Raw genomic sequence first — 25,492 nt, 5'->3', positions numbered from 1 at the left:
TAGGAACGTGTTCGGCCGATGTTCGTACGTTGACATACAGTCGGCTTATGCGCGCGATCATGCTCAGCGAACCGGGTGGACCGGACAATCTCACGTGGACGGAGGTGGCCGACCCGAGCGCGGGCCCCGGCGAGGTGGTCGTCGAGGTCGCCGCGAGCGCCGTGAACAGGGCCGACATCCTGCAACGGCAGGGCAACTACCCGCCGCCTCCCGGCGCGAGCGAGATCATCGGCCTGGAGTGCTCGGGCACCATCGCCGAAGTGGGCGACGGTGTCGAGGGCTGGCAGGTGGGCGACCAGGTGTGCGCGCTGCTGGCGGGCGGCGGTTACGCGGAACGAGTCGCGGTCCCCGCCGGACAACTCCTGCCCGTGCCCGGCGAGGTGGAACTCGTCACGGCGGCGGCACTGCCCGAAGTGGCCTGCACGGTGTGGTCGAACGTCGTCATGACCGCGCGGCTGACGGAGGGGGAGACGCTGTTGGTCCACGGCGGCGCGGGCGGCATCGGCACCCACGCGATCCAGGTCGGCAAGGCGTTGGGCGCCACGGTCGTCGTCACCGTGGGCTCCGATGACCGCGCGGAGCGGTGCAGGCAGCTCGGGGCCGACATCGCGATCAACTACCGCGAGCAGGACTTCGTGGAGGTCGTGAAAGCCGAGACCGGCGGCGCCGACGTCATCCTCGACAACATGGGGGCGGCCTACCTCGGCCGGAACGTCGACGCGCTGGCCACCGGCGGCAGGCTCGTGGTCATCGGCATGCAGGGCGGGACGAAAGGCGAGTTGCACCTCGGCAAACTGATCGCGAAGCGCGCGAGCGTCACCGCCACCACGCTGCGCGCCCGGCCCCTCGACGAGAAGGCCGCGATCGTGGCGCAGGTACGCGAACACCTGTGGCCGTTGGTCGCGCAGGGCACCGTCCAGCCGGTGATCCACCAGGTGTTCCCGCTTTCCCGCGCGGGCGACGCGCACCGGGCGCTGGACGAGGGCGGGGTCTTCGGGAAGATCCTGTTGACCGCGCGCTAGGCCAACTCCTCCAGCACGCGCACGAGCTGGTTGATCTCGAACACGTTCGAGTAGTGGGCAAGGCCGATCCGCACGGCTCCGCCGACCTCGCCCGCCCCCAGGGCGGCGAAGACCCCCGTGGTGCCTTCGTCGGCGAACGCGCACACGTTCCTCGACGCCAGGTGTCGCACCACGTCGGCGGCCTTGCGGTCGGCCACCGTGAACGCCACGACGGGAATGCGCCGCGTGGCGTCGCCGATCACCATCACGTGCCGTAGGGCGCGCAGCTCCGTCGACAGTTGCGCGAGCAGCCCCGCATGGTACGACTTCGCCGAGCCCAGCGACGTGAGCAGGCGCTCCCGTCGGGAACCGGACGCGGCGTCGTCGAGCCCGGCGAGATAGTCGATCGACGCCACGACACCGGCCAGCAGCGGGTACGCGTGCGGACCGAGTTCCAGCCGTTCGGGCCCGCTGGCGGGCGGATCGAGTGCCACCGCCGGGATGCTGTCGAGCAGTTGCCGGTCGCGGAAGACGAGCGCGCCCACGGCGGGCCCGCCCCATGCCTGCGCCGACAGCACGACGACGTCGGCCCCGAGTGCCTCGATGTCCAGGGGCACGAACGGGGCCGCGTACGTGGCGTCAACCACCGCGAGGGCTCCCGCCTTCTTCGCGATCTCCACCACGGTCGCGACGTCGGGGCGGGTGCCCACCGACCCGGAGGCCGAGGTCACCGACACGGCTTTCGTACGAGGCCCCACCAGCTCCTCGTACTGCCAGGCGGGCAGTTCGCAGGTCTCGATGTCGATCTCCCCCCAGCGGACCTTCCCACCGACGCGCTTCATCGCCCGCACCCACGGCGCGATGTTGGCCTGCTCGTCGAGCCGCGAGACCACCACCTCGTCGCCGAGCGTCCAGGTGTCCGACAGCGCGTTCACCAGCCGGTCGAGCAACACGGTCGAATTGGGCCCCAGCACCACGGCATCGGGTTCCGCCCCGACGAGGTCGGCGATGGCGCGACGCGCCGCGACGACGATGCTCTCGGCCCGTTGGGAGGCCGGGAAGACCCCACCCGGACCGGACACCGGCGCCCGCATCGCCGTCGACACCGCCGACGCGACCTGTTCGGGCACCAACATGCCGGCCGCACCGTCGAAATGAATCCAGCCGTCACCCAAGGCGGGGAACAACCCACGTATCCGAGCGACGTCGAACGCCATGCCGACACCGTACGGACCAGTAATTTCGCAGCGCGTTCGGGGTTAGCCTCGACGGGGCCGTCCCGCCCCGGCACCCCACTACCCTGGAAGGTGAGCGAGGCGTCGCGCACGAGAACCAGGATGGAGCCCATGACGGAGCCGAAACCAACAGACACGAACCAGCCGGACGGGTCGCAGCACGTCGTGGTGGTCGGACCCGACGGGTCGCCGGTGGGAGCCGCCCGTATCGACCCCGAGCAGGAGAAGGGCGAGTCGGTCGGTGACATGGTCGAAGAGCCGGCCAAGGTCATGCGGATCGGCACCATGATCAAGCAACTGCTTGAGGAGGTCAGGGCCGCGCCGCTGGACGAGGCCAGCCGTAACCGGCTCCGTGAGATCCACGCGACCTCGATCAAGGAGCTGGAGAAGGCACTGGCGCCCGAACTCCAGGAGGAGTTGGAACGCCTCGTCGCGCCGTTCACCGCCGACAGCACTCCGTCGGACGCCGAGTTGCGGGTGGCCCAGGCCCAGCTCGTGGGATGGCTCGAAGGACTGTTCCACGGCATCCAGACGGCCTTGTTCGCCCAGCAGATGGCCGCGCGGGTGCAGCTCGAACAGATGCGCCGCGGCCTCCCGCAGGGCTCGCACGGCAGCGACCAGCACGGTCACGGCCTCGGCAGCACCGGCCAGTACCTGTAAAGAACGACGAGAAGGCCGCCCGGTCCGGGCGGCCTTTCTCATCGGTCGTCGAGACGCTCGCCGAGCCGGTCGAACCAGCGGTCAAGGGTGAGCTCGTAACGACCGGGGTCGTACCTCGCCTGTGCGTAGACGGCACGGCGTTCCACGGCGGTGGCCACCGGATCGACCCACTCCGGCAACACGAACAGGTTCAGCCAGTACCCCTCGCGCATCTGCACCTTGCCCACGTACTCGTACCCCGCGACCGCCTCCGCCACCCGGAGCCCGTGGGCCACCGGGGGCACGTAAGGCCCCGAGGACGGCACGACGATCACCGTGGGCCGGGCCCGCCGCACGGCCGATGTCGGGTCGGTGCCGTGCGCGATCTCCTCGTCGTTGAGTCCGGAGTAGTCGACGGTCTCCCACCCGCTGTGGTACGGGATGGCACCCGCGTCGGGGACGGCGACACTGCGTCGCTCCGGGGCGACGTCCGCCTCCGCGAGGGCCTTGCCGACGGCCACGTGAGCGCGTTGCAGATCGATCCCGTAATTCGCGATCAGCGGTAGCTGGTCGGCGACCACACCCCACAGGCCGACCCACCCGACCGCGAGCACTCCCGTCACCGCCGCGAGGCTCTGCTGGAGCACCGCGTTGTCACCGAGTCTTCCGGCGATCGCGCTCACGCCGAGCCCCGCGCCCAGGCAGACCACCGGGAACGCGTGATAGGCGAAGCGGTACAGGTAATCCGTGCCGGGCCCCGCGAACGCGTACGGCAGGTAGGTCACCGCGACGACACCGAGCAGCACCGCGGCTCGTCCCCGCGTCTCTCGCGGCACGAACAGCACTCCCGTGAGCACCAGCAACGGGCCCATCACCACGGCCGTGTCACCGAGCCACCCCAGGCCCGTGTCGAGGCCGCCGAGCGCACCGTGGAACGGGTTCGGCACGGGATGCCCGTAGAAGGACCAGCGCCACGCGAAGTAGCCCACCCCCATGGCAACGGCCGAGCCGGTCCAGAACCACGCCACGCCGTCACGGCGCCGTCGCCACAGCCACACCGCCAACGGAACCGCGGCCACGAGCACACCCTCCGGCCGCAACAACCCGGCGGCCACCGCGAGCAGCGGTGGCTCCCACGCCCGCACCGGGCGGTTCTCCACCGCGTCGAGACCGACCACGCTCGCCCGCAACACCACGGCCGCGAACGCCACGGTCTCCAACCCGGCGGCGATGTGGAAATACGTCGGCAGGAACACCACGAAGGCCGAACCCGCGACCACCGCGGCGGCCCAGGAGCCGAGCCGGTACCCGTGGCGCACCAGCATGCCCACCGTGATCACACCGATCAGGATCGACACCAACTTCGCCACGGCGTCGAGGTGCCATTCGAGCGCGGCGAACGGCGCCAACAACACCATCCAACCGAAGTTGGTGAACCCCTCCACCGGATCGGCACCGACGTTCCACACCGGCCCGTGCCCGTCGGCGAGGTTCCGGCTGTACCGGAAGGTGACGTAGGCGTCGTCCACGGTGAACTCGATCGCCGCCCACGTTCCCACCCCGAACAACACGAAGAGACCGAGGAGCAGGGCCACCAACCCGGCGGCCGCCCGGCCTCCCGGACGTGCTGTTCGGGCCGGGGTCATGTCGTTGCCTTCACCGCGACGTCGAGCACCCGTGCCACGCCGAGACCGTCCACGGTCGCGGCGGCCGCCTCTGCCATCCGCCGCCTCCCGTCGGGATCGGCGAGCAGGTCGGCCAGCGTCGTCGAGGCACCGGCGAGCGCCCGATCACCACGAGCGGCCCCCAGCCCGGCGGCGAGCCCCTTCGACACGGCAGCGTGGTAGCCCGCCTCCTGGTTGTCCACCAACAGCACCAGCGCGGTGGGCACCCCGATGCAGCAGGCTTCGAGCAGCGTCACCCCCGCCGCGCTCACCGCGAGGTCCGCCGCAGCCAACCGTTCCGGCAGGCGAGTGTCCGGCGTGGACACGGCGAAGCGCTGGCCGGGAGCGGGTTCGGGCACGTCGGGGCCGCCGTGGGCCACGACCTCCGCGTCGAACGCCAGACCGGTGTCCCGCAACGCCCACAGCACCCGTGTCACCTCCTCCCGCCACACCGCGCCGCCGCCGAGCACCACCACGACCTTCGGCGGTCGTCCCGCCGGGTCGGCCGGCCGTTCCGCTCGCGCCCGGCGCGCCCGCACGATCTGCCTCCGCAGCGGGGCGTAGGCGGGCCCGCGGAGCACGACCGCCGAGCCGTCGTCCGGCCGAGTCCGCTCGGCCAGCCCGGAGTCGACCACGACGTCGGCCGCCCTGCGACCGAACGAGCCGCCCTCCAGCGACACGAGCACGGCCCCCGCCGCGTTGACCTCCGCGCGCTGCTCACCGATGCGGTAGTGGTCGACCACCACTACATCGGCCCCGAACTCGCACGTCAAGGCCGCCAATGCCCGCTCGTCGTCGGTGTCGGTGGCGGGCAGCACCGACACGTCGAGCCCCGCGAGCTGTTCGGCGAACCAGTCGGCACCCGTGAGCGTTCCCGAGAACGCCACCGTCCAACCCCGTTCCCTCGCCTCCTCGGCGAAGGCCACCATCCGGGAGACGTGCCCGACGCCGATCGTCGGCGACGCGTCCGCCCGCAGCAACAGCCGTGTCATCCGACGACCTTCTTCTGCTCGACGTGGGCGTTCAGGGCCACGAGGTCCGGACGGGAGCGCAGCAACGCCACCACCTCCCGCCACGTGAACGGGCCGTCACCGTGCCGCGCCGTCAACTCCCGCACCACGGCGTCGAGCAACTCCCAGTCCTCCTCCGTGTCCAGCGTGACCCGGAGGTCGTCGGCGGCGGGCGAGACCACGACGCCCTGACAGCGATAGGTGTCGGGGCTGTTCTTCACGCCGTACGTCACGTGTTCCCGGTGCGGCCCCTCCGGCCGCCGCGCCTGCTCCTCCAGCACGGGCACCCGCACGAGCTCGGCGTCGAACCCCCGTGGCAGCGTCCGCACCAGCGTGGTGCTCACGTAGTCCACTTCGGGCCGGGCCCGCCACAACGCCACCACCTGGGTCAGCAACGCCGGGTCGTGCAGCGGGCAGTCGGCGGTCAACCGCATCACGGCGTCGGCCGGATACCGCTCACACGCCACGAGGAACCGCGCGAGCACGTCGTCGAGGGGGCCGCGAACCACTCGCGCGCCCTGGCGGAGCGCCTCCTCGACCACGGCGTCGTCGTCGGGCGCGTCGGAGGTGGCCACGACCACCGAGTCCACGCCCCGCGCCTGCCGGGCCGCACGTACCACCCAGCCCAACACCGACCGCTCCCCCAGCGGACGCAGCACCTTCCCCGGCAACCGGGTGGAGGAGGCCCGAGCCTGAATCACGACGTTCACGATCGGTGAAGACGGCATAAATGACATGATGTCGGGCGGCAACAACACAACATCGCGGAGGTAGGGATGGCCGAGCTCGACGGGTCCAGCATTCTGCTCACCGGAGGAACGGGCTCGTTCGGGAAGGCGTTCATCGACTACGCGCTCGCCGAACTGAACCCGCGCAGGCTCGTGGTGCTCTCGCGCGACGAGCTCAAGCAGTACGAGGTCAGGCAGCAGTTCGGCAACGACCCGCGACTGCGGTGGTTCCTCGGGGACATTCGCGACCGACGCAGGCTGGAGCGCGCCATGCAGGGCGTCGACTACGTCGTGCACGCCGCGGCTCTCAAGCAGGTGGACACCGGCGAGTACAACCCGTTCGAATTCGTCCAGACCAATGTGATGGGTTCCCAGAACGTCATCGAGGCGGCCATCGACACCGGTGTGAAGAAAGTCGTCGCGTTGTCCACCGACAAGGCGTCGAGCCCCATCAACCTCTACGGCGCCACGAAGCTGTGTGCCGACCGCATGTTCATCAGCGCGAACCACTACGCCGCCGCGCACCCGACCCGGTTCTCCGTCGTGCGGTACGGCAACGTGATGGCCTCCCGCGGCAGCGTGATCCCGCTCTTCCGGTCGCTGGCCGAACGGGGCGAGTCACTGCCGATCACCCACAAGGAGATGACACGGTTCTGGATCACGTTGCCGCAGGCCGTGCGGTTCGTGGTCGACTCCTTCGACCTCATGCGCGGTGGCGAGCTCTACGTCCCCCGCATCCCGAGCATGCGTCTGGTGGACCTCGCCCAGGCCATCGCGCCGGGCAGCCCGATGCACGAGGTCGGCATCCGCCCCGGCGAGAAGCTGCACGAGGAGATGATCGCGCCCGACGACTCGCGACGCACCCTGCGGCTCGGCGACCGCTACGTCGTGCAGCCCCACATCGCGGGCTGGGGCTACGAACCTCCCGAGGACGGCGTGCCGGTGCCGGAGGGCTTCTCCTACCGCTCCGACACCAACGACCTGTGGCTGTCCACCGACGAGATCAGGAAGCTGATCGCCGAGAATGAGTGACTTCCTGCCCTACGGCCGTCAGTCGGTCGACGAGTCCGACATCGCCGCCGTCATCGAGGTCCTGCGCGGCGACTGGCTGACCACCGGTCCCGCCGTGACCCGGTTCGAGTCCGACCTCGCCGACCACACCGGCGGCACGCCCGCGGTGGCCGTCACCTCGGGCACCGCCGCCCTGCACGTGGCCTACGCCGCTGCGGGCGTCGGTCCCGGCGACGAGGTGGTGACCAGCCCACTCACGTTCGTTGCCACGGCCTCCACGGCCGCCCTGCACGGGGCCAAGATCGTGTTCGCCGACGTCGAACCCGACACCGGCAACCTCGACCCGGCCGCCGCACGCGCCGCGGTCACCGAACGCACGAAGGTCCTCGCGGCCGTCGACTACGCGGGGCATCCCGCCGAACTCGACGCCCTTCGCGACGTGGCCGACTCGGTGGGAGCCCTGCTGCTGGAGGACGCGGCCCACTCCATCGGCAGCACCTGGCGGGGCAGGCCCGTCGGGTCGCTGGCCGACCTCACCACGTTCTCCTTCTTCGCCACGAAGAACCTCACCACCGCCGAGGGGGGCGCGGTGGTGAGCCCGGTACCCGAGCTGGTCGATCGCGCCCGCGTGTTCCGTAATCACGGGCTCGTGCGCGACCGCGACCGCCAGCGGTATCCGGACGAGGGCTCCTGGCACCAGGAAGTGCACGCCTTCGGGCTGAACTACCGGCTCCCCGACGTGCTGTGCGCGCTGGGCTCCAGCCAGCTTCGTCGTCTCGCGGCGTTCAAGCATCGCAGAGCCGAGCTGCACGCCCGGTACGACGAGGGACTGAAGGACGTGGCGGGCGTGCTCACCCCGGCGTGCCGCGCCGAGGCCAACCCGATGTGGCACCTCTACCCGCTGCGGGTGCTGGAGGGCAGGCGCAGGGAGTTGTTCGACCACCTCCGCGCGCAGGGCATCGGGGTGCAGGTCAACTACATTCCCGCCTACTGGCATCCGGTGTTCGAGGACCTCGGCTACCGGCGGGGCCTGTGCCCCAACGCCGAGACGTACTACTCCCAGGAGATCTCGCTGCCGCTGTTCGCCGACCTCACCGACTCCGACGTCGACCGCGTGATCGACGCCGTGCGCTCCTTCTTCGGCGCCTGATCGGGGCTAGATCAGATCCCACGTCAGCGGGGTGCCCTTGGCCGCGTCGACGCGGAAGGTCCGCCCCAGCACGGTGGGAAGCTCCGCGGGCGGCAGGCCACCGGCGGGCCGGATCGACCGCACGTTGCGCTCGGTCACCGGCTCACCCGCCTTCACGTCCTCCACGACGTAGAGGGAGCGGCGGATACGCAGGCCGCCCCGCTCGCTCTCCTTCGGCCCCACCGTGGACGTCCCCAACGCCTCCCAGGCCCGCCGGCTCTCGGTGACCAGCGCCGCCAACTCGGCGGGCTCCAGCGAGAACGCGGAGTCCACGCCGCCGTCGTCGCGAGCCAGCGTGACGTGCTTCTCGATCGCACGAGCCCCGAGAGCGACGGCGGCGACGGGGACACCGATGCCCATCGTGTGGTCGGACAGCCCGACCGGCACCCCGAACGCCTGCCGCAGCACCGGCAGAGCCCGCAGGTTGCTGTCACTCGCGGGAGCCGGGTAGGACGCGGTGCAGCCCAGCAGCAGGATCTGGTCGTTGCCCGCTTCCCTCGCCGTCCGCACGGCGGCGTCGATCTCGGCGATCGTCGCCTTGCCGGTGGAGATCACCAACGGCTTGCCCGTGCGAGCACACAACTCGATCAGCGGCAGGTCCACGATCTCCGACGACGCGATCTTGTACGCGGGCGCGTCGAGGGATTCCAGCAACTCCACCGCCGTCGGATCGAAGGGGCTGGAGAACACCTCCAACCCCCGCTCCCCGGCCCGCGCGAACAACTTCTCGTGCCATTCCCACGGCGTGTGCGCACGCTCGTAGAGGCGGTACAGGTTCTCGCCGTTCCACAGCGACCTGTCGTTGTCGATACGGAACTCCGGCCGGTCGACGTCGATCGTGATCGTGTCGGCGCGGTAGGTCTGCAGCTTGAGCGCGTGCGCCCCGCTGTCGGCGACCGCGTCGACGATCGCCAGCGCACGATCGAGGTCCCCGTTGTGGTTGCCGGACATCTCGGCGATCACGAAAGGCGGGTGATCGTCGCCGATCACGTGGTCGCCGATCCGTATCTCACGCATCCGAGTTCTCCCTCCGGGCCCGCCACGACTCCGCGGACAGCTCGTTCCAGACCACCTGCCTGGCCTCGCCGTCGACCTCGCGGGTGTAGCGGCGGACCTCGGTGAATCCCGTCCTGGCGTGCAGGCTCAGCACGGGCTTGTTCGTCGCCAACGTCGCCGCGCCGATCCGTCGAGCGCCGAGGACGTCGAAGGCGTAGTCGATCGCCTCGTACTCCAGTTGCTCCCACGCGGCCGACCGATCCGAGCCGAGGCCGTCCACGTCGACGTACTTGCTCCACTCGACGAGCTCGGAACCGACGCCCGTGAACAACACCACCCCGGCGGGCCTGCCCTCCCGCTCGAAGATCAGCACCCGCCGGGTCGGGTCCGCGCTGACACGCTCCCACCAGGCCCGGTGCTCCTCCGGCCCGATCTCGTGGGTCGTGAAACTGGCGCGGCGGACCTTCGGGTGGTTACGCCAGCGCCGGATGACCTCGACGTCGGCATCGGTCGCGGGACGCAACATGTCAGTCCGCCGTCTCCGTGGCTCGGTCCTTCGCCATCTTCTCCTCCAACACCCGGAGGCGGTCCTCGTAGCGGGCGATGCCCGAGAGCCGCACCCGGATCTGTGCGTGCTGCCGCTGGATCTCCTCGATCAGCGTGCGCGCCTCCGCCGCCTGCTTGTCGTCGCTCACCGGGGTCAGGGAGATCCGCTCCCGCAGATCCTCCAACCGTGCCTCCTGTGCGGCGACGTGCGGTATGAGCCGCTTCACCTCACCCGTGGTCCACAACAGATCACCACGGACCCGGTCGAGCCCGGCCTCCAGCGCGTCGAGCCTGCGGCGGTGGTCGACCGTGCAGTGTTCCTGCTCGGTGATCCGCTCCTCGTGGTTGTCCAACCGCCCGCGGGTGAGTTCCCCGATGCGGAAGTCCACGAAACGGGCGAGTCTGTTGCCCAGGCGGGCACGGAGCATGGCGAGCGCGTTCGTCGAGGTCATCAGTTCGTCCTTCGGTACGTGGAGTGGAATCCGGGGAAAGGTCAGCGAAGCAGCCGGGCCGAACCCGCGTCGATCCACGACTGCATGAGCGCGCCTTCCAGCGCGATGCGGTGTTCCGGCCCGACGATGCAGGAATCGCCCGCGGCGTGCTGCCACGACGTCTGGTGAGGGTCGTCCACGAACGAAAAACCCGCCAACACGAGGTCGGCGTCCGGGAACGACGACCGCGCGATCCACGCCGCCATCGTGCCCGTGGTGGCCCAGGCCGCCTCCTCACGACTGGACAGGCCCAGTGCCTCCGACAACGGCAGGGTCACCTCGGTGTTCGACACCGGCACGAAGCCCAGGTCCGCCGGCCACCACTCGGGAATGTCCTCGGGCTCCCAGTGCAGCCTGCCGGGTTCCACCATGAGATACAGCCGGGAACGGTAGTTCGTGAACACCCACTTCGTCGCGCGCAACGCACGGTTGAAGACCACGACATGCGTCTTCGAACCCACGGCCGGGGGCGCGTCCGGCTCGTCGCACACGAACCCGTTGACCCGGATCACCAAGTCGCACGAGTCGATGGCCTTGGCGCGCTCGGGGTCCGGAGCGAGCGGCTGGTTCCCCACCACGGCAACGGACCGAGGGTCCGGACGTTCCGCGTACGCCTGAAGCAGGCTCACCATCAGGCTGGGCGTGAGGACACCAGAAGTCATGCGGCGGAAGTTATCAGGGCTCCCACCCGTGTGCTCCACGTACACCCTGGATCAACACAAAGTGTCAACGTCGGCAAGCTTCCCAAAAAGCTCTCGCTTTCTTCACGCCGATCTCACTTCATCTTTCCAAGCTCACTACCTGCGATAACATCCACGAAAAGGGTCCGAACCGACGTTCGGGCGGACCGCGCGATCGCCGTCCACGGACGCAAGTACCCTCATATGCCGTGCACGCCACAAGCACCGTCGACCCCACAGAGACGACATCGATGACGTCGGCACCTCCCACCTCGGACAGCCGGACCTTCGGCCGCGCGCTGTCGGACATCAAAAACGGCTTCAAGCAACCCGAGCTCTGGGGCCACCTGGCCTGGCAAGACATCAAACAGCGCTATCGCCGGTCCGTGCTCGGTCCGCTGTGGATCACCATCAGCATGGGGGTCACCGCGCTGGGGCTCGGTCTGCTGTACTCGCAGCTCTTCGGCGCCGCCGTCGGCACCTTCCTGCCCTACATCACCACGGGCTTCATCGTCTGGAACTTCATCCTCGGTTGCCTCACCGAGGGCACCGACACGTTCATCGCCAACGAGGGCCTGATCAAGCACCTGCCCGCACCGTTGTCGGTGTACGCGCTGCGCACCGTGTGGCGGCAGAGCATCATGTTCGCCCACAACATGGTCATCTACTTCATCGTGGTCGCCATCTTCTGGAGCGACATCACGACGCCGAACTACACGATGACCGAGGACGGCATGTCGCACCCGGGCCTGAACTGGGACGTCCTGCTCGCCATCCCGGGCTTCGCGCTGCTCGCCCTCAACGCGGGCTGGGTGGTGCTGCTGTTCGGCATCGCCTCCACCCGCTTCCGCGACATCCCGCAGGTCGTGTCGAGCCTGATCAACCTGCTGTTCTTCATGACGCCGATCGTCTGGACGACCGACATCCTGAAGGACAAGTTCGGAAGCAGCGCCGACTGGCGCGACTGGGTTGCCGAGCTGAACCCGCTCTACCACTTCATCCAGGTGGTCCGAGCGCCTCTCATCGGCAACAGCGTGAGCTGGCACCACTACGCCATCGTCGGCGGCATCACCGTCGTCGGCTGGCTGCTCGCGCTCGTGGTCATGCGCAACTACCGTGCCCGCGTCTCGTATTGGGTGTGACAATTCATGATCAGCATTGACGTTCGTAACGCCTACGTCGACTTCCCGATCTTCGACGCCAAGACGCGGTCACTGAAGAAGCGGGTCCTCGGCAAGGTCGGAGGCAAGATCGGCACCGAGAGCCGAGTGCCGATCATCGAGGCGTTGCACGACATCAACCTGTCGCTCAAAAGCGGTGACCGCGTGGCGCTCGTCGGCCACAACGGCGCGGGCAAGTCCACGCTGCTGCGCCTGCTCTCCGGTATCTACGAACCCACCCGTGGTGCCGCCAGGGTGCGGGGCCGCGTGGCCCCCGTGTTCGACCTGGGCGTCGGCATGGACCAGGAGATCTCGGGTTACGAGAACATCCTGATCCGCGGCCTGTACCTGGGCATGTCGCGCAAGGAGATGGAAAAGCGCATCGACGACATCGCCGAGTTCACCGAGCTCGGCGACTACCTGTCGATGCCGCTGCGCACCTACTCCACGGGTATGCGGGTGCGTCTCGCGCTCGGCGTCGTGACCTCCATCGATCCGGAGATCCTGCTGCTCGACGAAGGCATCGGCGCGGTTGACGCGGCGTTCCTCAACAAGGCCCGCGACCGGCTCGTCGACCTCGTCAAGCGTTCGGGTCTGCTGGTGTTCGCGTCCCACCAGGACGACCTGCTGCTGGAGCTGTGCACGTCGGCCATCTGGATGGAGGAGGGCCGGATGAAGATGCAGGGCTCGCTGCGGGAGGTCCTCACCGCTTACAAGGGCAAGGACCCGTTCGAGAACGTCAGCCAGGAGACTCTCGACCGGCTCGAACAAGCCTCGGCGACGAGCGGTGCCTGACGTGGAGTCGAAGCCCTTGCCGGCGGGTGCGGTGGTGGCCGTGGTGGTCACCCGGCATCGCCGTGACCTGCTCGCGGAGTCACTCAAGGTCCTCGCCGCCCAGACCCGGCCGGTGGACCACCTCGTGGTGGTGGACAACGGCCCCGACCAGCCCGCACGGGACGTCGTGGCCAACTGCGGGGTGCCGTTCACCTACCTGCCCTCGCACCACAACCTGGGCGGTGCGGGCGGATTCGCGTTGGGAATGCTGCACGCCCTCGCGATGGGAGCCGACTGGGTGTGGCTCGCCGACGACGACGGCAGGCCCGCCGACGAGAACGTGCTGCAGGTGCTGCTGGAGGAGGCGGAACGGCGCAGCCTCGCCGAGGTCTCCCCGATGGTGACCAGCATCGACGCTCCGGAGAAACTCGCGTTCCCACTGCGACGCGGCCTCACGTGGAAGCGTTCGACAGCGGAACTCGGCACCGACTTCCTGCCCGGCATCGCGTCGCTCATGAACGGTGCGCTCTTCCGTGCCTCGACCCTCGACGTGACCGGCGTGCCGGACCTGCGGCTGTTCGTCCGGGGCGACGAAGTGGAAATGCATCGCAGGCTGGTGCGTTCCGGGCTGCCGTTCGGGACCTCGCTGCGCACCGCGTACCTGCACCCGAACGGCTCGGACGAGTTCAAGCCCATGCTCGGCGGCCGCTTCCACGCGCAGGACCCGGAGAACGCGGTCAAGCGGTATTACACCTATCGCAACCGCGGCTTCCTGCTGTCGCAGCCGGGCATGCGCAAGCTCGGCGCGTTGGAGCTGCTGCGCTTCGGCCTGTACTTCGTGGGCGTCAAACGGGACCCGAAGTCGTTCGTCGAGTGGCTGAAGCTGGTGCGCCAGGGGCGTAGAGAACGTTTCTTCCGATACTGAGGCGACATCCGGCGGTGGCGTGGGACGGACCACGCCACCGCCGTTTTTTCAGTACAGCTTCGGGGAGACGATGTCGGCGAGCTTGTGAGCCGTCACGCAGTTGTCCTTGGGGTCGGGCATCGCCACGGAAATCTCGACGATGCCCTTCTTCTTCCGCGTGGGCTTTTTGAACACGGACAGCGTCACCGTGCAGGTGGCGTCGGTCTGCCGTTCCTTGAGGGGCCGCCCGTCGGCGGTCTGTCCCGTCACCTGGGACTGGAATCTCGTGTCGGGAGAGACCCGGACACCCACCTGCGGCATCACCGTGTTCAAAAACGGTTCCGTGGTGGAGTTGCGCCAGGTGCACTCCTTGTAGTTGCTCCTGCTCGTTCTCTCCGGGCTCCCGTAGTTGCCAAAGGACGAAAGTTCCGAGGAGCTCAGCAGGTCACACGGCTCGATACTGCGGCTGGACTGGAAGAGTGAGCATCCGGTGATCAGCATGCCGGAAGCGAGGACCAAAGCGATCGTCCTGCCTCCGCGCCGGCGGTTCGTCAAAACTGACCTTTCTTCTGCGATTGACGGAACGTGGAGACACGAACCGGCGGACACGCCTTCCACTGCGTGTCCGCCGGTGGAGGTTGTCGCTCAGGCGCCGATCACGGGCGGCGCCGTGCGTTGGCTGGTGCCGAAGACTTCGTCGGGGTCGGCTTCCACGAGGTAGGTGGGGCGCTGGTGCTCGCTGTCCTCGTCACCTTTGCCCTTGGCACCGCCCGCGCCCATCGGGCCACCTGCCATACCGGCACCGCGAGCGGCTGCCGCCGCACCGGGCGCGGCCCCTCCGGGACCCGCCACGGGGCCACCCATCGGCTTCGCACCGGTGGCCGCCCCGGCACCCGGCCCGGCACCGGGACCGGCCGCGCCACCGCCCGGCCCGAACCCGCCCGCGGACATCCGGCCACCGCCGTAGCCACCGCCGCCGGGACCGCCTCCGGGACCGAATCCACCGCCCGGCCCCATCGGCATCGGCCCGAAACCGCCGCCACCGCCCGGCCCGAACGTGCTCCGGTTGTTGTTACGTCCGCCGGGGAACGACGGCCGCAAGCCATTCGGCTGGAGCCCCGACGGGCGCGTCGTTCCGGGACGCGGACCCGCGCCGGTGCTCACCCCCGGCGCGACCGGCGTGAAGGAACCGCCGCTGCCACCGGAAGGCCCGGTGCCGGGCCCACCGGACGGGACGTTCACGGAACCACCGGAAGAACCCGTCACCCCACCCGAGAAGCCGGAGGCACTCGTGCTCGGGTCGCCGATCGTGATGACCCCGCTGGCGTTGGTGCCGCCGGACCCGGAAGCTCCCTCGAACTTCGGAGGCTCGGCGAACACGGGCTGCTTGTTGCCGGCCTCCTGAAGATCGAAGTCGTACTGAGTCATGACCTGCACGGCCTCGTCGTGCTTGCTCCGACTCTCCTCCTGCTTCTGCTGGATCCGCAGGAAGTCCTCGATCAAGCTGAGCCCGTTACTGCCCAAGTTGTCCATCTCCCGTTCCAGGTCGAACGGGACGGGGTCGGGCATAGCGTTGCGTGCCCGGACGGCGGCCTCGCTCTCGGCAGCGATGATCTCGGAGGCCATGCGCGCGTTCTGGGAGTTCCCCTCGGACCAGTCCGAAAGACTCGTGAAGTAGTTGTGGGCTCCGTCGGCGGCCTCACCTTCCCAACCCGCCTTCGACTTGCCGACCGCCTGCCGCAGCTCGTCGGACAGCCGCTGGAACAGGTTGTGGAGATCGTGATAGGTGTCCGCGTAGACGGTGATGTCCTCGCCCCTGATGGACTCGACATAAGACTTCAGAACCGCATGGTCGTAGCCCCGGTAGTCCGAGTCGGAGGCCGGCACTCCGTCGCGGTACTCGACGTCGTAGCGTGCAAGTTCGCTCTGCCGTTCCTTCTCCGCGATCTGGGCCGCCCCGAAGTTCTTGGCGTTCACAGTCGGAACGATCAGCATCCCTTCCGCCAAGGACCTCTGCATCGCGTAGGTCATCTCGGTCCCCGGAGGAAGTTGTGCTATCTGCTCCGGAGTGAGTGCCGGAGGGACTTTGCCCGAGCTGAGGTAGTCCCGGATCTCCTGCGCGGGAAGGTTGATGAATTCTTCCGCGCTCATCTGCGGCTCTTCCGCCACTGTCGTCACCCCCGAGGAAGCTTGGGATCAACTAATTCAACGACCTTCTCGGCAAGCCCGCACGGATCGGCAGTTCTACTCACCATCACATCAAGCCGAGAACCGTTTCTAATCTCCATTGCGATAAGGCAGTCCGGAGTCCCTATGACGGAATTAAAGCCGTACATCCGGACAACCTCTCGCCCGTTTTCCATGCTTGCAGATTCGACCCCATTGCCCAGATCGACAACGTCATCTACATCAAGATCCGCGATGTAAGTCAGGTCCACAATCGGAGCCTCGACATCTTCTACGGAACTTTTCGAAACAGACCAAGAACAAACTGGATCTCCGTCCAGTTTACTCTTTTCGGGACTATTGAAATCACCATATTGCGCGATCTCGCTCGCAGACAGCAGTGCGCAAGGATCGACAGGGGAATTTACTTCTTTGTTCGATGTCGATCCCTGGGGCGAAGACACGGGAAACGAATCTTCCGTCGCCACCGAAGCTGAACCCGACTCCTCTTGGCCACATCCCGCAGCTACCACCCCGGCAAGCGTCAAAGGAAATAAAAAAGAAAGACCTTTACGGGAAAAGCTCATCATATTCAAACCTGCTCAACCTTGATGGAGGACGCTGCCGACTCTTCTGCTTCTCGATACTTATTTACCGCCACTTCAAGAGCCTTATCAGCGCCAAGTAGAACTCCCCGCAACTCCTCGAGGACTTGAGCAGGCGAGTCCGACTCAACCGCGGTAGCACGACGTTGAAATTCGGCTATCTGCTTACCGTACGGGTGATCACCGAGAGCTGGCTCTTTCTGAGCCAGCCTACGTAAGCGCGCCGACATCTTCTCGACATCCTCGGCGATCTCACGGGGCACCTTTCGAATCGGCTCCGCTGCGTCGCCGCTCACTCGGAAACCACCGGAATTCGCCGAATCGAGCATTGCTCTGGCTTCGGACGCCATCTCGTTGACGTTCTTGGTGTTGAGCAGCGCAGCGAACACTCCCTCACCCTGAGCACCTGTCTTCGCCGGCTCACCAAAAATCGGCATATCCTCGCCCCCGCTCGACGGCTACGGCCGTGCGCAGTCTACCGGCCGGAAACTTCGCGCTCGGGCGCTTTCGGCCAGATTGGGTACTCCTACCTAGCCCTCGGCGCCCGTGGCCACTACAGATACGGTTGAATCTGTGACATCAGTTGCTGGATGATGCGGGCGTTGTCGGCGGGCGCGTACGTCAACCACGTCTGACCGTCGTCCGCCTTGCGGCTGGTGTTGAACATGCGACCGTTCTCGGTGTCGAACCACACCAGCGGATCGAGGCGCCGCTGCTCGCGTCGTCCTTGCATGAACACCATGAACTGCCCCAACTGCTTCGGCGGTTTCTCGAACATGCGCTGCACCGCCCGCTCCTGCGCCGACGCCCGCGACGACGGTCCCGACACCCCCGCGAACGGGTCGTAGGAGTCGGGTTCGGCGTGACGCGGTGTCTGCGGCTTCGGTTCCGGTTTCGCCAAGGTCACCGACTGACCGGGCGCCGGGCGAGCCGGTGGGATGAGGTTGACGATCTCGGGCACCAGCCCCTCGGGACGGATCAGGTCGAAGACGATGAAGTTGCCGTCCCGCTTGCCCAACACCGCGAACTGCTGCTCACTGGCCGAGCGCGCGAACAGCTTCTCGCCGCTTTCCAGCTTCGCCGCCGCCGACACCGCGATCCGGCCCCGCACGAACGTCACCAGCGCCGCCTCCACGTCGGCGTCGAGCCTGCCGCGCCGCATCAGGTCCCGACTCTCCAGGTCCCGGAAGACCGCCTCCCTGATCTGCGCGCGCTCGGTGTGCGTGGTGCCCAGGTGCGGCACCTCGAACGGGAACGGCGCGTGCCCGAGCTTGAGCTGCTCGAACAGGATGTCCACCGCGGCCATCGACAACGAGAACGACTGCACCATTCCCAACTCCCCCATTGAAATTTCACTTACCGCACAGGAACGGTAGCAGTCGGATGACACCCACTCAGGTGTTCACCTCCTCCTGGGGAGGAACCGGACACGCTCTCAGCGAACTCCGTTGCGGCCACCGGCCTCGCCTGCTGGTCTGAGTACATGGCCGAACAGCGACCCGCGCTCGTGCTCCACCTCGTCAGCGGCGGTGATCCCCTCGTCTTCACGATCCGTCCCGACGACGTGGCCGAGCTGCGCAAACAACTGCACCTGCACCTCGAACACGGCTCCGTGGAGACCATCCGCACCGCCGAGGACCGGGAGGTGAACGTCAACTTCGCCCATGTGATCGCCGCCTACATCGACGACCTCCACCGCCAGGGCAAGGTGTTCGGGGTGCGCTGACCCCGTGCCCCGAACACGACGACGGGGCCGCGAGCACGTCGCTCACGACCCCGTCGGCCGAACACGTCAGAGCTGGTAGAGGCGCTTCCAGTTCTCACGGCTGGTGAGCTGCGGCAGGGCTCGCTTGTACTCCTCCTGCACGAGCTTGCCTTCCTTGCGCAGCCTGCTGATCACCTGCACACCCCGCTTGGCGAGCTCGAACATGCGCTGCCGGTCGTAGCGGCGCACCCGCACGCCCTCCTGGGATGCGTCGGTGACGATCGCCGTCTCGAACTGCGACACGTGCCACCAGTGGGCCTCATCGCTCGGGATGGCGCCCAGCTCGAAGCGGTGCTTGCCGAGGAGCCGGTAGATGATCCGCTTGAGCAGCACGAGGCGCTGCAGGCTCGGCCTCGGCGCGGTGTTGATGATGCCGATGTCGTTGGACGCGATGCCCGGAACCTCGGTGGGCTTGTACCGCTTGGTCTCCGGGTACTGCGCACGGATCTCCCGGATGCGCTTCATCGCGGCGACACCGCCGTCGTGCAGGACCTCCGGGCCCTTGAGGAAGTCCTCCACCGCGGTGATCAGCGTCGCCGACAGGCCGTACTGCATGCTCAGCAGGTAGCGCACGAGCTGCGCCAGCAACACCCGCGAGAGCAGGTTCAAATCGAACGGGCTGTGCAGCGCCGCGGTGATGATCGAGTTACGCAGGTTGAAGTAGCGGTGCCACTCGTCCCAGTCCTTCCAGTGGAAGTCGGCGTGCCACACACCCGCGCCGGGCAGGGTCACGGTCGGGAAGCCGTGCGCGCGAGCCCGGTAGCTGTACTCGGCGTCGTCCCACTGGAAGAAGAACGGCATCGGGTAGCCGATCGCCTTGACCACCTCGTAGGGGATCAGGCACGACCACCAACCGTTGTAGCCCGCGTCGAGCCTGCGCTCCTGCCGGTTCGGCTTGCCGGTCTCCGGGTCGACGCCGAGCAGGTCCGCGGTGGAGAGGCTGTGCGGGACGGGCTGCCCCGGCTCCAACGTGTTGAGGCGGGCGTACTCCGCGCCGACGTGGAGCTGGTTCGGGTGCAGCAGGTTGAGCATCTGCCCACCGACGATCATCGGGCTGGCGGCCCGGTTGGAGAACGCCGTCAGGCGGATGATCAGGTCCGGTTCGAGGAGCACGTCGTCGTCCATGAACAGCACGTTCGCGTGCTCGGTCTCGGTGTTGCCCGCGACCTCGTACAGCCCTCGGGTGAAGCCGCCCGCCCCGCCGAGGTTCGGCTGCTTGATGTAGTGCAGCTTGTCACCGAGGCGCTTGGCGACCTCCGCGAAGCCCTCGCGCGAGTCGACCGTGTCGGTGCCCTGGTCGGCGACGTAGATGGCGTCGAGCGTGTCGAGCGCGGGCAGCGAGTCGGCGAGCGCGTACAGGTTCTTCAGGCAGTCGTCCGCGCGGTTCATCGTGCAGATCGTGACCGCGGTGGGACGGATCTTCTCCGGGGACTCGACGGTCCACCGGACATTCGTGACCGTGAGCCGCCCCGCCTCGGTCTCCAAATCCAGCCACAGCGCGCCGCCGTCGAGGAACTTGTCCAACGGAGCTTCGAGCACCACGTGCTCGTTCTTCGCGTCGGTCACGGTGCGGACGACGACGGTCCTCGGCTCGCCCTCCATGTCGGAGGCACGGACCGCGAGCTGCCCCGTCCCGGTGACGTCGGCCTCGACGGAGACGGACTTCGCGGTGGTCCAGCGCTGCCAGTAGCTGGCCGGGAAACGACCGAAGTACGTGTTGCCGGTGACCCGCGCGGACGGTTCCAACGAGACCGTCTCCCGCTCGCGGGTGGCCACCCCTCCGACGACCTCCGCGTAGAGATCCTTGCTCACCACTTCGGCCGGGCCCGCGAACAAGCCGCGCTGCGCGAGCAACCTGCCGGTGCCGGCATGTTCGGAGAACAGGGCCTTCTCTGAGCTGGCGGCCTTGCTTGCGGCCGACTTGCCGGTTTTGGCCTGCTCTGGTGCGGTGGCCGGTGCCGCTTTACCGGGCATGAGACCTCAGTCCTCCAAATGAATTGCAATCACGCGGGAGTCGCCCAGTAAGGTACAGGCCGATCGATTGATCCCGACGCCTGCCCGTCAAGAGCGCGGTTCCCTGAACACAACCCACTTCAACATGATGAAATTAATGCTGGTGGCCGTGCCCTGCGCGACGATCCAGGCGATCGCCACCCGCCACCGCAGGTCGGGCAGCAGGTGCAGGGCCAACGCATTTGTACCCACATTGACGAAGAACGTCACCGTGTAGAGCAGCACAAAACCGCCGAGCTGCCCGGCTCCGCCCTTTTGTGCCGCCGTAAACGTAAAACGCCTGTTAAGAAAATAGGCCGTGGTAGTGCCGGCGATGAAACTCAGGCCCTTGGCGAGATGCACCCAGGCGCCCGCCTGAAGAAGCAGCCAGTACAGGCCGGAGTCCACGAGCGCGCAGAAGCCGCCGATGAGGACGAACCGCAAGAGCTGCGTCAGCAGACCGGGCGATGCCGTGGGCACCTCGCTTTTGGTGCCACTCGCCCGCGAATCCGTAGCCACCATGCGTTACCTCGTCGGCAGTCGGTCGTCCCGTCCGAGTCTAGGCATCACAGCGTCGCTACTCTGGTTCGGGTGAGCACCGAACGGCGGACACTGACCGGATGGGGCCGTACGGCGCCGACCACGGCCGATGTCCTGAGCACGCCAGACGTGGACGTCATCGCCCGTGCCGTCACCGAGGCCGGTGAGCGCGGCGTGATCGCCAGAGGGCTGGGTCGGTCCTACGGTGACCCGGCGCAGAACGCCGGCGGGCTGGTCGTCGACATGACGGCGCTCGACCGCATTCACTCGATCGACCCGGACACGGCGCTGGTCGACCTCGACGCGGGCGTGAGCCTCGACGCGTTGATGCGCGCCGCGTTGCCGTACGGGCTGTGGGTCCCGGTGCTACCGGGCACCCGCCAGGTGACGATCGGTGGCGCGATCGCCAACGACATCCACGGCAAGAACCACCACAGCGCGGGCAGTTTCGGCAACCACGTCGTCTCGATGGACCTGCTCACCGCCGACGGCTCGATCCGCACCCTGACCCCGGAAGGTCCGGAGCAGGACCTGTTCTGGGCCACCGTCGGCGGGATCGGACTCACCGGCATCATCGTCCGCGCCACCATCCGGATGAAGCGCACCGAGACGGCGTACTTCGTGGTGGACGCCGACCGCACGGCCGACCTCGACGAGACGCTGGAGCTGTTCACCAACGGCTCCGACCTCAACTACGACTACTCGATGGCCGTGCCGGACCTGATCTCGCGCGACGGTCGACTCGGCAGGGCGACGTTCTCGCGCGGCTCGCTGGCCACGGTGGACCAGCTTCCCGACAAGCTGAAGGCCGATCCGCTCAAGTTCGACGCGCCCGTGCTGATGACCGTTCCGGACATCTTCCCCAACGGAATGGTGAACCGCCTGACCGCGACGGCGCTCGGCGAGCTGTGGCATCGCACGGTGCCGAAGAAGGGCACCCGCGGCAAGATCCAGAACCTGACGCAGTTCTACCACCCGCTCGACATGCTGCGGGAATGGAACCGCGGGTACGGCCCGCGAGGCTTCCTCCAGTACCAGTTCTCGGTGCCGTTCGGGCGCGAGGACGCGCTCAAGGAGCTCTGCCGCCGGATCGCGAACTCGGGGCACTACTCCTTCCTCAACGTCATCAAGCGGATGGGTGAGGCGAACCCCGCGCCGTTGTCGTGGCCGTCGCCGGGCTGGATGCTCAGTGTGGACTTTCCGGTGAAGCGCGGTCTCGCCGAGTTCTGCGACGAGCTCGACGCCGAGGTACTGGCCGCGGGCGGACGCCTCTACACGGCGAAGGACTCGCGGACCTCGGCCGAGACGTTCCAGCGCATGTATCCGAGGCTGGACGAGTGGCGCAAGATCCGGCAGTCCGTCGACCCCGACCGCATCTTCATCTCCGACATGGCCAGGAGGCTCGGACTGTGATCGACGCCGTGGGCAACCCTCAGTCGTTGCTGCTGCTCGGTGGCACCTCGGACATCGCGCTCGCGATCGCGGAGAAGTACCTCGCCGCGCGGCCGCTGCGGATCGTGCTCGCCGCCCGCCCGTCGCCGCGTCGCGACGAGGCGGTCTCGCGGTTGAAGGCCGCGGGCGCCGAGGTGACGAGCATCGACTTCGACGCGCTCGACACCGACTCCCACCCCGCCGTGCTCGACCGGGCGTTCGCCGACGGCGACATCGACATCACCGTGGTGGCGTTCGGCCTGCTCGGTGACGCGGAGCAGGCGTGGCAGGACCACGCCACGGCGGTGCGGCTCGCCACCGTGAACTACACCGCCGCCGTGTCGGTCGGCGTGCCGCTGGCACAGCAGCTGCGGAAGCAGGGGCACGGCAAGATCATCGCGCTGTCCTCGGTGGCCGGCGAGCGAGTGCGCCGCTCGAACTTCGTGTACGGCTCCACGAAGGCCGGTTTCGACGGCTTCTACCTCGGACTCGGCGAGGCGCTGCGCCCCTACGGCGTGTCGGTGACCGTGGTCCGGCCCGGCCAGGTGCGGACGAAGATGACCGAGGGCATGGCCAAGGCCCCGCTGGAGCAGACCGCTCCGCAGGTGGCCGAGATCGCCGTGAAGGCCGCCCGCGAGGGCAAGGACCTGGTGTGGGCGCCGGGGGCGTTCCGCTTCGTCATGTCGGTGCTGCGGCACGTGCCGCGCCCGATCTTCCGCAAGCTGCCGATCTAAAGGTCCGTCACTGCACGAACCAGTACCCGAAGGACGTGTACTCGGGGTAGGGCGACAGCAGCGGACGGACGGGCCCCAGTTCGACGGTGACCTCCGGTGAGGTGATCAAATCACCGGCCACCGTGAACTCGGTGGTCATCCACGCCTCGGGGGAGTCGGGCAACCGCCACACTCCCGCGTCACGACCGTCGACCCGCACCTTCACCTCGCGGTTCTCCGGGTTCGCCGCGGCCGACAGCACGCGCGTGGCGATCCGCAACGGCTGGCCGGGAGTGAGGCCGGTCACCGTGAAGCTCTCCCCGCCCACGACGGTTCGTCCGCTGTCAATGACGTCGCCCTGCCTGCGCAGCACCGTGTAGGGCTGCCAACCGGGCTGCTGGGCACGCACCTCGTAGTCGTGCCGTTGCTCGCTTTCCAGGGAACCGACGTTGAGGTAGTCCCTGACCCGGCCGCTGACGGGGGCCCGGTCCCCGCTACCGGCCAACGTCCAGTCCGCGCGGTACACGCTCGTCTCGGTGAACGGCACGATGCGGCGGTTGTTCAGATCCGGCGGGGTACGCACCGGAAAAGTGATCAACGGCGGTGAGGCGAACACCCCCGTGTCCACGAACGACTGCATCGAGGCGCCCGGCCACGGCTCGTACACGGCGAAGTGGGTGGGCCGCTGCTCGGGCGGCAGGGACCGCAACTTCTCGTACAGGCTTCCGGGGCCGTTGTTGCTGGCCTCGGCGAAGCCGTTGGTGGCGAGGCCGATGGTGTCGACCACCCGACGCTCACCGAAGTAGGCGATGGCCCCGACGTCCTTGACCCCCACGACGGCGTCGGGCGGCAGGTTGCCGCTGATCCACGCGCCCACCGACACGTCGGTGTCGCGGATGGTGGCCGCCTGCCGCCCGAGGCGGACCGCCCACGTGGGGGTGGCCACCACCGTGAACAGCACCATTACGAGCAGCACGGCGTACAGCGTGAACCTGCGCTCGCGTTCGCGCGGGACGAGCCGGGTGAGCGCGTAACCGCCGATCGCGGCGAACACGAAAAACAGCGGCAGGAACGGCTGGAAGTACCGCAGCTCGTGCACGAGCGCGGTGCTCAGCGTCGACGCCGACAGCACGACCAGCGCGAATCCGGCGACCATGGCGGTCCCGAGCGGCCGCCACTCGGGGCGCGTCACCAGCAGGTAGCCGATGCCCACGAGGAAGAACACCAGCGCGAACGGAAAGGCGAAGTCGGTGTTGTTGAGACCGTTGAAGTGGTCGACCACCACGCGGACGTTGGCGAACGTGCGGTCGACGAACTCGCCGAAGTAGAAGATCGGCCGGTCGTAGAGGTGGGACTTCGACTGCACCCCGTTGGCGCTGAAGGTGCCCGTGGCGATCCGGTAGAACGCGTACTGTGCCGCCCCCACGAGCAGGGGCGCGCAGCACGCCACGAGGCGGCCGAGCCGCGGGCCGTGAGCACGCAGGGAAGTCCACACCATCGCGGCGCACAGCGCGACGGCGAAGAACAGGCCCTCCGGCCGCACGAGGGCCAGCAACGCGGCGAGCGCGGGCGTCAGGCGGAATCGCGCCGCGTCCCGCTCACGGACGAAGGCCAACACGGCGCCGGTGGCCAGCACCGACGTCAGTCCGACCTCCATGCCGCTGGCCGCGCCCCACAGCAGCGGGCCGCTCACGGCCGTGAGCACACCGGCCCAAAGCCCCACCGCCCGGCCGACGAGGGCCGTGCCCAGCTTGGCCACGAGCACCGTGGTGAGGGCGAAGCACACGACCCCGAATGCCACGGCGAACGCCAACAACGCGGTGCCCGTGAACCCGACGGCGTGGGCGGCGGCGAGCACGAAGGCGTACAGCAGACTGCTCGCGCCCGTCGAGACGGGATCGCCGGTGTTGTACTCGAACGGATGCCCCGAGCCCAGCTGACTGGCGTACTGGAGGTGGATGTAGGCGTCGTCGATCGGCGCGATGAGCTTGCCCTGGTTGAAGGCCAGGTCCACGGCGACGAAGACACAGCCGACCAGCAGCGCCAACGCCCCGACGAGCCACGTGCCGCGATCACTCCGCTTCGAAGAGGACGGCCTCGATGCCGGTGAGGCACTACCGGGCGACGGCTCGGCCCTCACACCGTCCGCCGTCGCGTCACCGCCCGCTGGGCGCTCGGTGGTCTCTCTGTCAGTCTCCGATGTCATGACCGCCTGTCTCGTCGGGCTCTTTTCCGTAAGCTACCCATCGCCG

Annotated in this window: 26 protein-coding genes; 10 read left to right on the top strand and 16 right to left on the bottom strand. The window is 68.0% G+C overall.

The genetic code is table 11. From position 1 onward, the window contains the following. Nucleotides 1-47 precede the first annotated feature (47 nt). Complete coding sequence (locus tag SACGLDRAFT_RS00940) at nucleotides 48-1,022, top strand: NAD(P)H-quinone oxidoreductase (protein ID WP_005461000.1); 975 nt, start codon at nucleotides 48-50, stop codon at nucleotides 1,020-1,022. On the opposite strand, the gene SACGLDRAFT_RS00935 is transcribed toward SACGLDRAFT_RS00940, so the two are convergent. Then, nucleotides 1,019-2,218 (bottom strand): cysteine desulfurase-like protein, encoded by a 1,200-nt coding sequence (locus SACGLDRAFT_RS00935; RefSeq protein ID WP_005460997.1) that lies wholly within the window; start codon nucleotides 2,216-2,218, stop codon nucleotides 1,019-1,021. The two genes, SACGLDRAFT_RS00940 and SACGLDRAFT_RS00935, sit on opposite strands and share 4 nt — an antisense overlap. 129 nt (nucleotides 2,219-2,347) lie before the next feature. Here SACGLDRAFT_RS00935 and SACGLDRAFT_RS00930 point away from each other — a divergent pair, with 129 nt between their 5' ends. Continuing rightward, a complete protein-coding gene (locus SACGLDRAFT_RS00930) occupies nucleotides 2,348-2,896 on the top strand; it encodes a bacterial proteasome activator family protein (protein ID WP_005460994.1) in 549 nt (182 codons plus the stop codon). A gap of 38 nt (nucleotides 2,897-2,934) precedes the next feature. Here SACGLDRAFT_RS00930 and SACGLDRAFT_RS00925 read toward each other — a convergent pair whose 3' ends face one another. The 3 genes from SACGLDRAFT_RS00925 to SACGLDRAFT_RS00915 are packed head-to-tail and all read right to left on the bottom strand — an operon-like array spanning nucleotide 2,935 to nucleotide 6,286. Then, the gene (locus tag SACGLDRAFT_RS00925) at nucleotides 2,935-4,521 is read right to left on the bottom strand and encodes a hypothetical protein (protein WP_005460992.1); all 1,587 of its coding nucleotides are present in this window, start codon (nucleotides 4,519-4,521) and stop codon (nucleotides 2,935-2,937) included. Further along, nucleotides 4,518-5,531 (bottom strand): hypothetical protein, encoded by a 1,014-nt coding sequence (locus tag SACGLDRAFT_RS00920; protein ID WP_005460990.1) that lies wholly within the window; start codon nucleotides 5,529-5,531, stop codon nucleotides 4,518-4,520. Before SACGLDRAFT_RS00920 ends, SACGLDRAFT_RS00925 begins: the two co-directional genes overlap by 4 nt. Next, nucleotides 5,528-6,286, bottom strand: coding sequence for a cytidylyltransferase domain-containing protein (locus SACGLDRAFT_RS00915; protein ID WP_005460989.1), 759 nt, complete (start codon nucleotides 6,284-6,286; stop codon nucleotides 5,528-5,530). The genes SACGLDRAFT_RS00920 and SACGLDRAFT_RS00915 overlap by 4 nt, the downstream gene beginning before the upstream one ends. Nucleotides 6,287-6,325: 39 nt before the next feature. On the opposite strand from SACGLDRAFT_RS00915, the gene pseB reads away from it, so the two are divergent. Next, nucleotides 6,326-7,309, top strand: coding sequence for a UDP-N-acetylglucosamine 4,6-dehydratase (inverting) (gene pseB, locus SACGLDRAFT_RS00910; RefSeq protein ID WP_005460987.1), 984 nt, complete (start codon nucleotides 6,326-6,328; stop codon nucleotides 7,307-7,309). Next, nucleotides 7,302-8,438, top strand: a complete 1,137-nt coding sequence (locus SACGLDRAFT_RS00905; protein ID WP_005460985.1) for a DegT/DnrJ/EryC1/StrS family aminotransferase — start codon at nucleotides 7,302-7,304, stop codon at nucleotides 8,436-8,438. Before pseB ends, SACGLDRAFT_RS00905 begins: the two co-directional genes overlap by 8 nt. Nucleotides 8,439-8,444: 6 nt before the next feature. On the opposite strand, the gene pseI is transcribed toward SACGLDRAFT_RS00905, so the two are convergent. The 4 genes from pseI to SACGLDRAFT_RS00885 are packed head-to-tail and all read right to left on the bottom strand — an operon-like array spanning nucleotide 8,445 to nucleotide 11,142. After that, nucleotides 8,445-9,494: a pseudaminic acid synthase gene (gene pseI, locus SACGLDRAFT_RS00900; RefSeq protein ID WP_005460983.1), complete on the bottom strand. Its 1,050-nt coding sequence runs from the start codon at nucleotides 9,492-9,494 to the stop codon at nucleotides 8,445-8,447. Beyond that, a complete protein-coding gene (locus SACGLDRAFT_RS00895) occupies nucleotides 9,487-9,999 on the bottom strand; it encodes a GNAT family N-acetyltransferase (RefSeq protein ID WP_005460981.1) in 513 nt (170 codons plus the stop codon). The genes pseI and SACGLDRAFT_RS00895 overlap by 8 nt, the downstream gene beginning before the upstream one ends. Nucleotide 10,000: 1 nt before the next feature. After that, nucleotides 10,001-10,471, bottom strand: coding sequence for a hypothetical protein (locus SACGLDRAFT_RS00890; protein WP_005460979.1), 471 nt, complete (start codon nucleotides 10,469-10,471; stop codon nucleotides 10,001-10,003). 41 nt (nucleotides 10,472-10,512) lie between these two features. Further along, nucleotides 10,513-11,142, bottom strand: coding sequence for a glycosyltransferase family 29 protein (locus SACGLDRAFT_RS00885; protein ID WP_005460977.1), 630 nt, complete (start codon nucleotides 11,140-11,142; stop codon nucleotides 10,513-10,515). Between the two features lie 299 nt (nucleotides 11,143-11,441). Here SACGLDRAFT_RS00885 and wzm point away from each other — a divergent pair, with 299 nt between their 5' ends. The 3 genes from wzm to glfT1 are packed head-to-tail and all read left to right on the top strand — an operon-like array spanning nucleotide 11,442 to nucleotide 14,049. Beyond that, entirely contained in the window at nucleotides 11,442-12,332 is an 891-nt protein-coding gene (wzm, locus tag SACGLDRAFT_RS00880; RefSeq protein WP_005460975.1) for a galactan export ABC transporter permease subunit Wzm/RfbD, read from the top strand. Nucleotides 12,333-12,338: 6 nt separating this feature from the next. After that, nucleotides 12,339-13,145 carry a galactan export ABC transporter ATP-binding subunit Wzt/RfbE gene (wzt, locus tag SACGLDRAFT_RS00875; RefSeq protein WP_005460973.1) on the top strand — a complete coding sequence of 269 codons (807 nt, stop codon included), beginning with the start codon at nucleotides 12,339-12,341 and terminating at the stop codon, nucleotides 13,143-13,145. A 1-nt stretch (nucleotide 13,146) separates the two neighbouring features. Then, a complete protein-coding gene (gene glfT1 / locus SACGLDRAFT_RS00870) occupies nucleotides 13,147-14,049 on the top strand; it encodes a galactofuranosyltransferase GlfT1 (RefSeq protein WP_005460971.1) in 903 nt (300 codons plus the stop codon). Nucleotides 14,050-14,097: 48 nt separating this feature from the next. Here the strand turns inward: glfT1 and SACGLDRAFT_RS00865 are convergent, their stop codons facing one another. The 5 genes from SACGLDRAFT_RS00865 to SACGLDRAFT_RS00855 form a co-directional block, all read right to left on the bottom strand. After that, nucleotides 14,098-14,529 (bottom strand): DUF3558 family protein, encoded by a 432-nt coding sequence (locus tag SACGLDRAFT_RS00865; protein ID WP_051036159.1) that lies wholly within the window; start codon nucleotides 14,527-14,529, stop codon nucleotides 14,098-14,100. A gap of 144 nt (nucleotides 14,530-14,673) precedes the next feature. After that, the gene (locus SACGLDRAFT_RS22895; protein WP_005460966.1) at nucleotides 14,674-16,179 is read right to left on the bottom strand and encodes a hypothetical protein; all 1,506 of its coding nucleotides are present in this window, start codon (nucleotides 16,177-16,179) and stop codon (nucleotides 14,674-14,676) included. Nucleotides 16,180-16,202: 23 nt separating this feature from the next. Beyond that, nucleotides 16,203-16,784: a DUF3558 family protein gene (locus SACGLDRAFT_RS21665; RefSeq protein WP_083852918.1), complete on the bottom strand. Its 582-nt coding sequence runs from the start codon at nucleotides 16,782-16,784 to the stop codon at nucleotides 16,203-16,205. A 2-nt stretch (nucleotides 16,785-16,786) separates the two neighbouring features. Further along, on the bottom strand, nucleotides 16,787-17,188 hold the full coding sequence (locus tag SACGLDRAFT_RS21660) for a hypothetical protein (protein WP_232284032.1): 402 nt from the start codon (nucleotides 17,186-17,188) through the stop codon (nucleotides 16,787-16,789). Nucleotides 17,189-17,352: 164 nt separating this feature from the next. Then, nucleotides 17,353-18,129 (bottom strand): ESX secretion-associated protein EspG, encoded by a 777-nt coding sequence (locus SACGLDRAFT_RS00855; RefSeq protein WP_005460962.1) that lies wholly within the window; start codon nucleotides 18,127-18,129, stop codon nucleotides 17,353-17,355. A 153-nt stretch (nucleotides 18,130-18,282) separates the two neighbouring features. Between SACGLDRAFT_RS00855 and SACGLDRAFT_RS00850 the strand changes: the two genes are divergently transcribed. Beyond that, nucleotides 18,283-18,525 (top strand): hypothetical protein, encoded by a 243-nt coding sequence (locus SACGLDRAFT_RS00850; protein WP_005460960.1) that lies wholly within the window; start codon nucleotides 18,283-18,285, stop codon nucleotides 18,523-18,525. Nucleotides 18,526-18,591: 66 nt separating this feature from the next. Here SACGLDRAFT_RS00850 and SACGLDRAFT_RS00845 read toward each other — a convergent pair whose 3' ends face one another. After that, nucleotides 18,592-20,538: a glycosyltransferase gene (locus tag SACGLDRAFT_RS00845; RefSeq protein WP_005460959.1), complete on the bottom strand. Its 1,947-nt coding sequence runs from the start codon at nucleotides 20,536-20,538 to the stop codon at nucleotides 18,592-18,594. 87 nt (nucleotides 20,539-20,625) lie between these two features. Further along, on the bottom strand, nucleotides 20,626-21,078 hold the full coding sequence (locus tag SACGLDRAFT_RS00840) for a GtrA family protein (RefSeq protein WP_005460958.1): 453 nt from the start codon (nucleotides 21,076-21,078) through the stop codon (nucleotides 20,626-20,628). Between the two features lie 69 nt (nucleotides 21,079-21,147). Between SACGLDRAFT_RS00840 and SACGLDRAFT_RS00835 the strand changes: the two genes are divergently transcribed. Beyond that, on the top strand, nucleotides 21,148-22,509 hold the full coding sequence (locus SACGLDRAFT_RS00835; protein ID WP_005460957.1) for an FAD-binding oxidoreductase: 1,362 nt from the start codon (nucleotides 21,148-21,150) through the stop codon (nucleotides 22,507-22,509). Next, the gene (locus SACGLDRAFT_RS00830; protein WP_005460956.1) at nucleotides 22,506-23,261 is read left to right on the top strand and encodes a decaprenylphospho-beta-D-erythro-pentofuranosid-2-ulose 2-reductase; all 756 of its coding nucleotides are present in this window, start codon (nucleotides 22,506-22,508) and stop codon (nucleotides 23,259-23,261) included. The genes SACGLDRAFT_RS00835 and SACGLDRAFT_RS00830 overlap by 4 nt, the downstream gene beginning before the upstream one ends. Nucleotides 23,262-23,268: 7 nt before the next feature. On the opposite strand, the gene SACGLDRAFT_RS00825 is transcribed toward SACGLDRAFT_RS00830, so the two are convergent. Then, nucleotides 23,269-25,446 carry an MATE family efflux transporter gene (locus SACGLDRAFT_RS00825; protein WP_005460954.1) on the bottom strand — a complete coding sequence of 726 codons (2,178 nt, stop codon included), beginning with the start codon at nucleotides 25,444-25,446 and terminating at the stop codon, nucleotides 23,269-23,271. Nucleotides 25,447-25,492 lie beyond the last annotated feature (46 nt).

The organism is Saccharomonospora glauca K62 (assembly GCF_000243395.2).
GTDB classification, from domain to species: Bacteria; Actinomycetota; Actinomycetes; order Mycobacteriales; family Pseudonocardiaceae; genus Saccharomonospora; species Saccharomonospora glauca.
The sequence above is the reverse complement of the archived record's forward strand: the minus strand, read 5'-3'. Positions and strand labels throughout refer to the sequence as shown.

Bases quoted from the DNA above. Each gene is read 5' to 3' on its own strand.
- SACGLDRAFT_RS00940 (WP_005461000.1), top strand. From the start codon at position 48: ATGCGCGCGATCATGCTCAGCGAACCGGGTGGACCGGACAATCTCACG.
- SACGLDRAFT_RS00935 (WP_005460997.1), bottom strand. From the start codon at position 2,218: ATGGCGTTCGACGTCGCTCGGATACGTGGGTTGTTCCCCGCCTTGGGT.
- SACGLDRAFT_RS00930 (WP_005460994.1), top strand. From the start codon at position 2,348: ATGACGGAGCCGAAACCAACAGACACGAACCAGCCGGACGGGTCGCAG.
- SACGLDRAFT_RS00925 (WP_005460992.1), bottom strand. From the start codon at position 4,521: ATGACCCCGGCCCGAACAGCACGTCCGGGAGGCCGGGCGGCCGCCGGG.
- SACGLDRAFT_RS00920 (WP_005460990.1), bottom strand. From the start codon at position 5,531: ATGACACGGCTGTTGCTGCGGGCGGACGCGTCGCCGACGATCGGCGTC.
- SACGLDRAFT_RS00915 (WP_005460989.1), bottom strand. From the start codon at position 6,286: ATGTCATTTATGCCGTCTTCACCGATCGTGAACGTCGTGATTCAGGCT.
- pseB (WP_005460987.1), top strand. From the start codon at position 6,326: ATGGCCGAGCTCGACGGGTCCAGCATTCTGCTCACCGGAGGAACGGGC.
- SACGLDRAFT_RS00905 (WP_005460985.1), top strand. From the start codon at position 7,302: ATGAGTGACTTCCTGCCCTACGGCCGTCAGTCGGTCGACGAGTCCGAC.
- pseI (WP_005460983.1), bottom strand. From the start codon at position 9,494: ATGCGTGAGATACGGATCGGCGACCACGTGATCGGCGACGATCACCCG.
- SACGLDRAFT_RS00895 (WP_005460981.1), bottom strand. From the start codon at position 9,999: ATGTTGCGTCCCGCGACCGATGCCGACGTCGAGGTCATCCGGCGCTGG.
- SACGLDRAFT_RS00890 (WP_005460979.1), bottom strand. From the start codon at position 10,471: ATGACCTCGACGAACGCGCTCGCCATGCTCCGTGCCCGCCTGGGCAAC.
- SACGLDRAFT_RS00885 (WP_005460977.1), bottom strand. From the start codon at position 11,142: ATGGTGAGCCTGCTTCAGGCGTACGCGGAACGTCCGGACCCTCGGTCC.
- wzm (WP_005460975.1), top strand. From the start codon at position 11,442: ATGACGTCGGCACCTCCCACCTCGGACAGCCGGACCTTCGGCCGCGCG.
- wzt (WP_005460973.1), top strand. From the start codon at position 12,339: ATGATCAGCATTGACGTTCGTAACGCCTACGTCGACTTCCCGATCTTC.
- SACGLDRAFT_RS00865 (WP_051036159.1), bottom strand. From the start codon at position 14,529: ATGCTGATCACCGGATGCTCACTCTTCCAGTCCAGCCGCAGTATCGAG.
- SACGLDRAFT_RS22895 (WP_005460966.1), bottom strand. From the start codon at position 16,179: ATGAGCGCGGAAGAATTCATCAACCTTCCCGCGCAGGAGATCCGGGAC.
- SACGLDRAFT_RS21665 (WP_083852918.1), bottom strand. From the start codon at position 16,784: ATGATGAGCTTTTCCCGTAAAGGTCTTTCTTTTTTATTTCCTTTGACG.
- SACGLDRAFT_RS00855 (WP_005460962.1), bottom strand. From the start codon at position 18,129: ATGGTGCAGTCGTTCTCGTTGTCGATGGCCGCGGTGGACATCCTGTTC.
- SACGLDRAFT_RS00850 (WP_005460960.1), top strand. From the start codon at position 18,283: ATGGCCGAACAGCGACCCGCGCTCGTGCTCCACCTCGTCAGCGGCGGT.
- SACGLDRAFT_RS00845 (WP_005460959.1), bottom strand. From the start codon at position 20,538: ATGCCCGGTAAAGCGGCACCGGCCACCGCACCAGAGCAGGCCAAAACC.
- SACGLDRAFT_RS00840 (WP_005460958.1), bottom strand. From the start codon at position 21,078: ATGGTGGCTACGGATTCGCGGGCGAGTGGCACCAAAAGCGAGGTGCCC.
- SACGLDRAFT_RS00825 (WP_005460954.1), bottom strand. From the start codon at position 25,446: ATGACATCGGAGACTGACAGAGAGACCACCGAGCGCCCAGCGGGCGGT.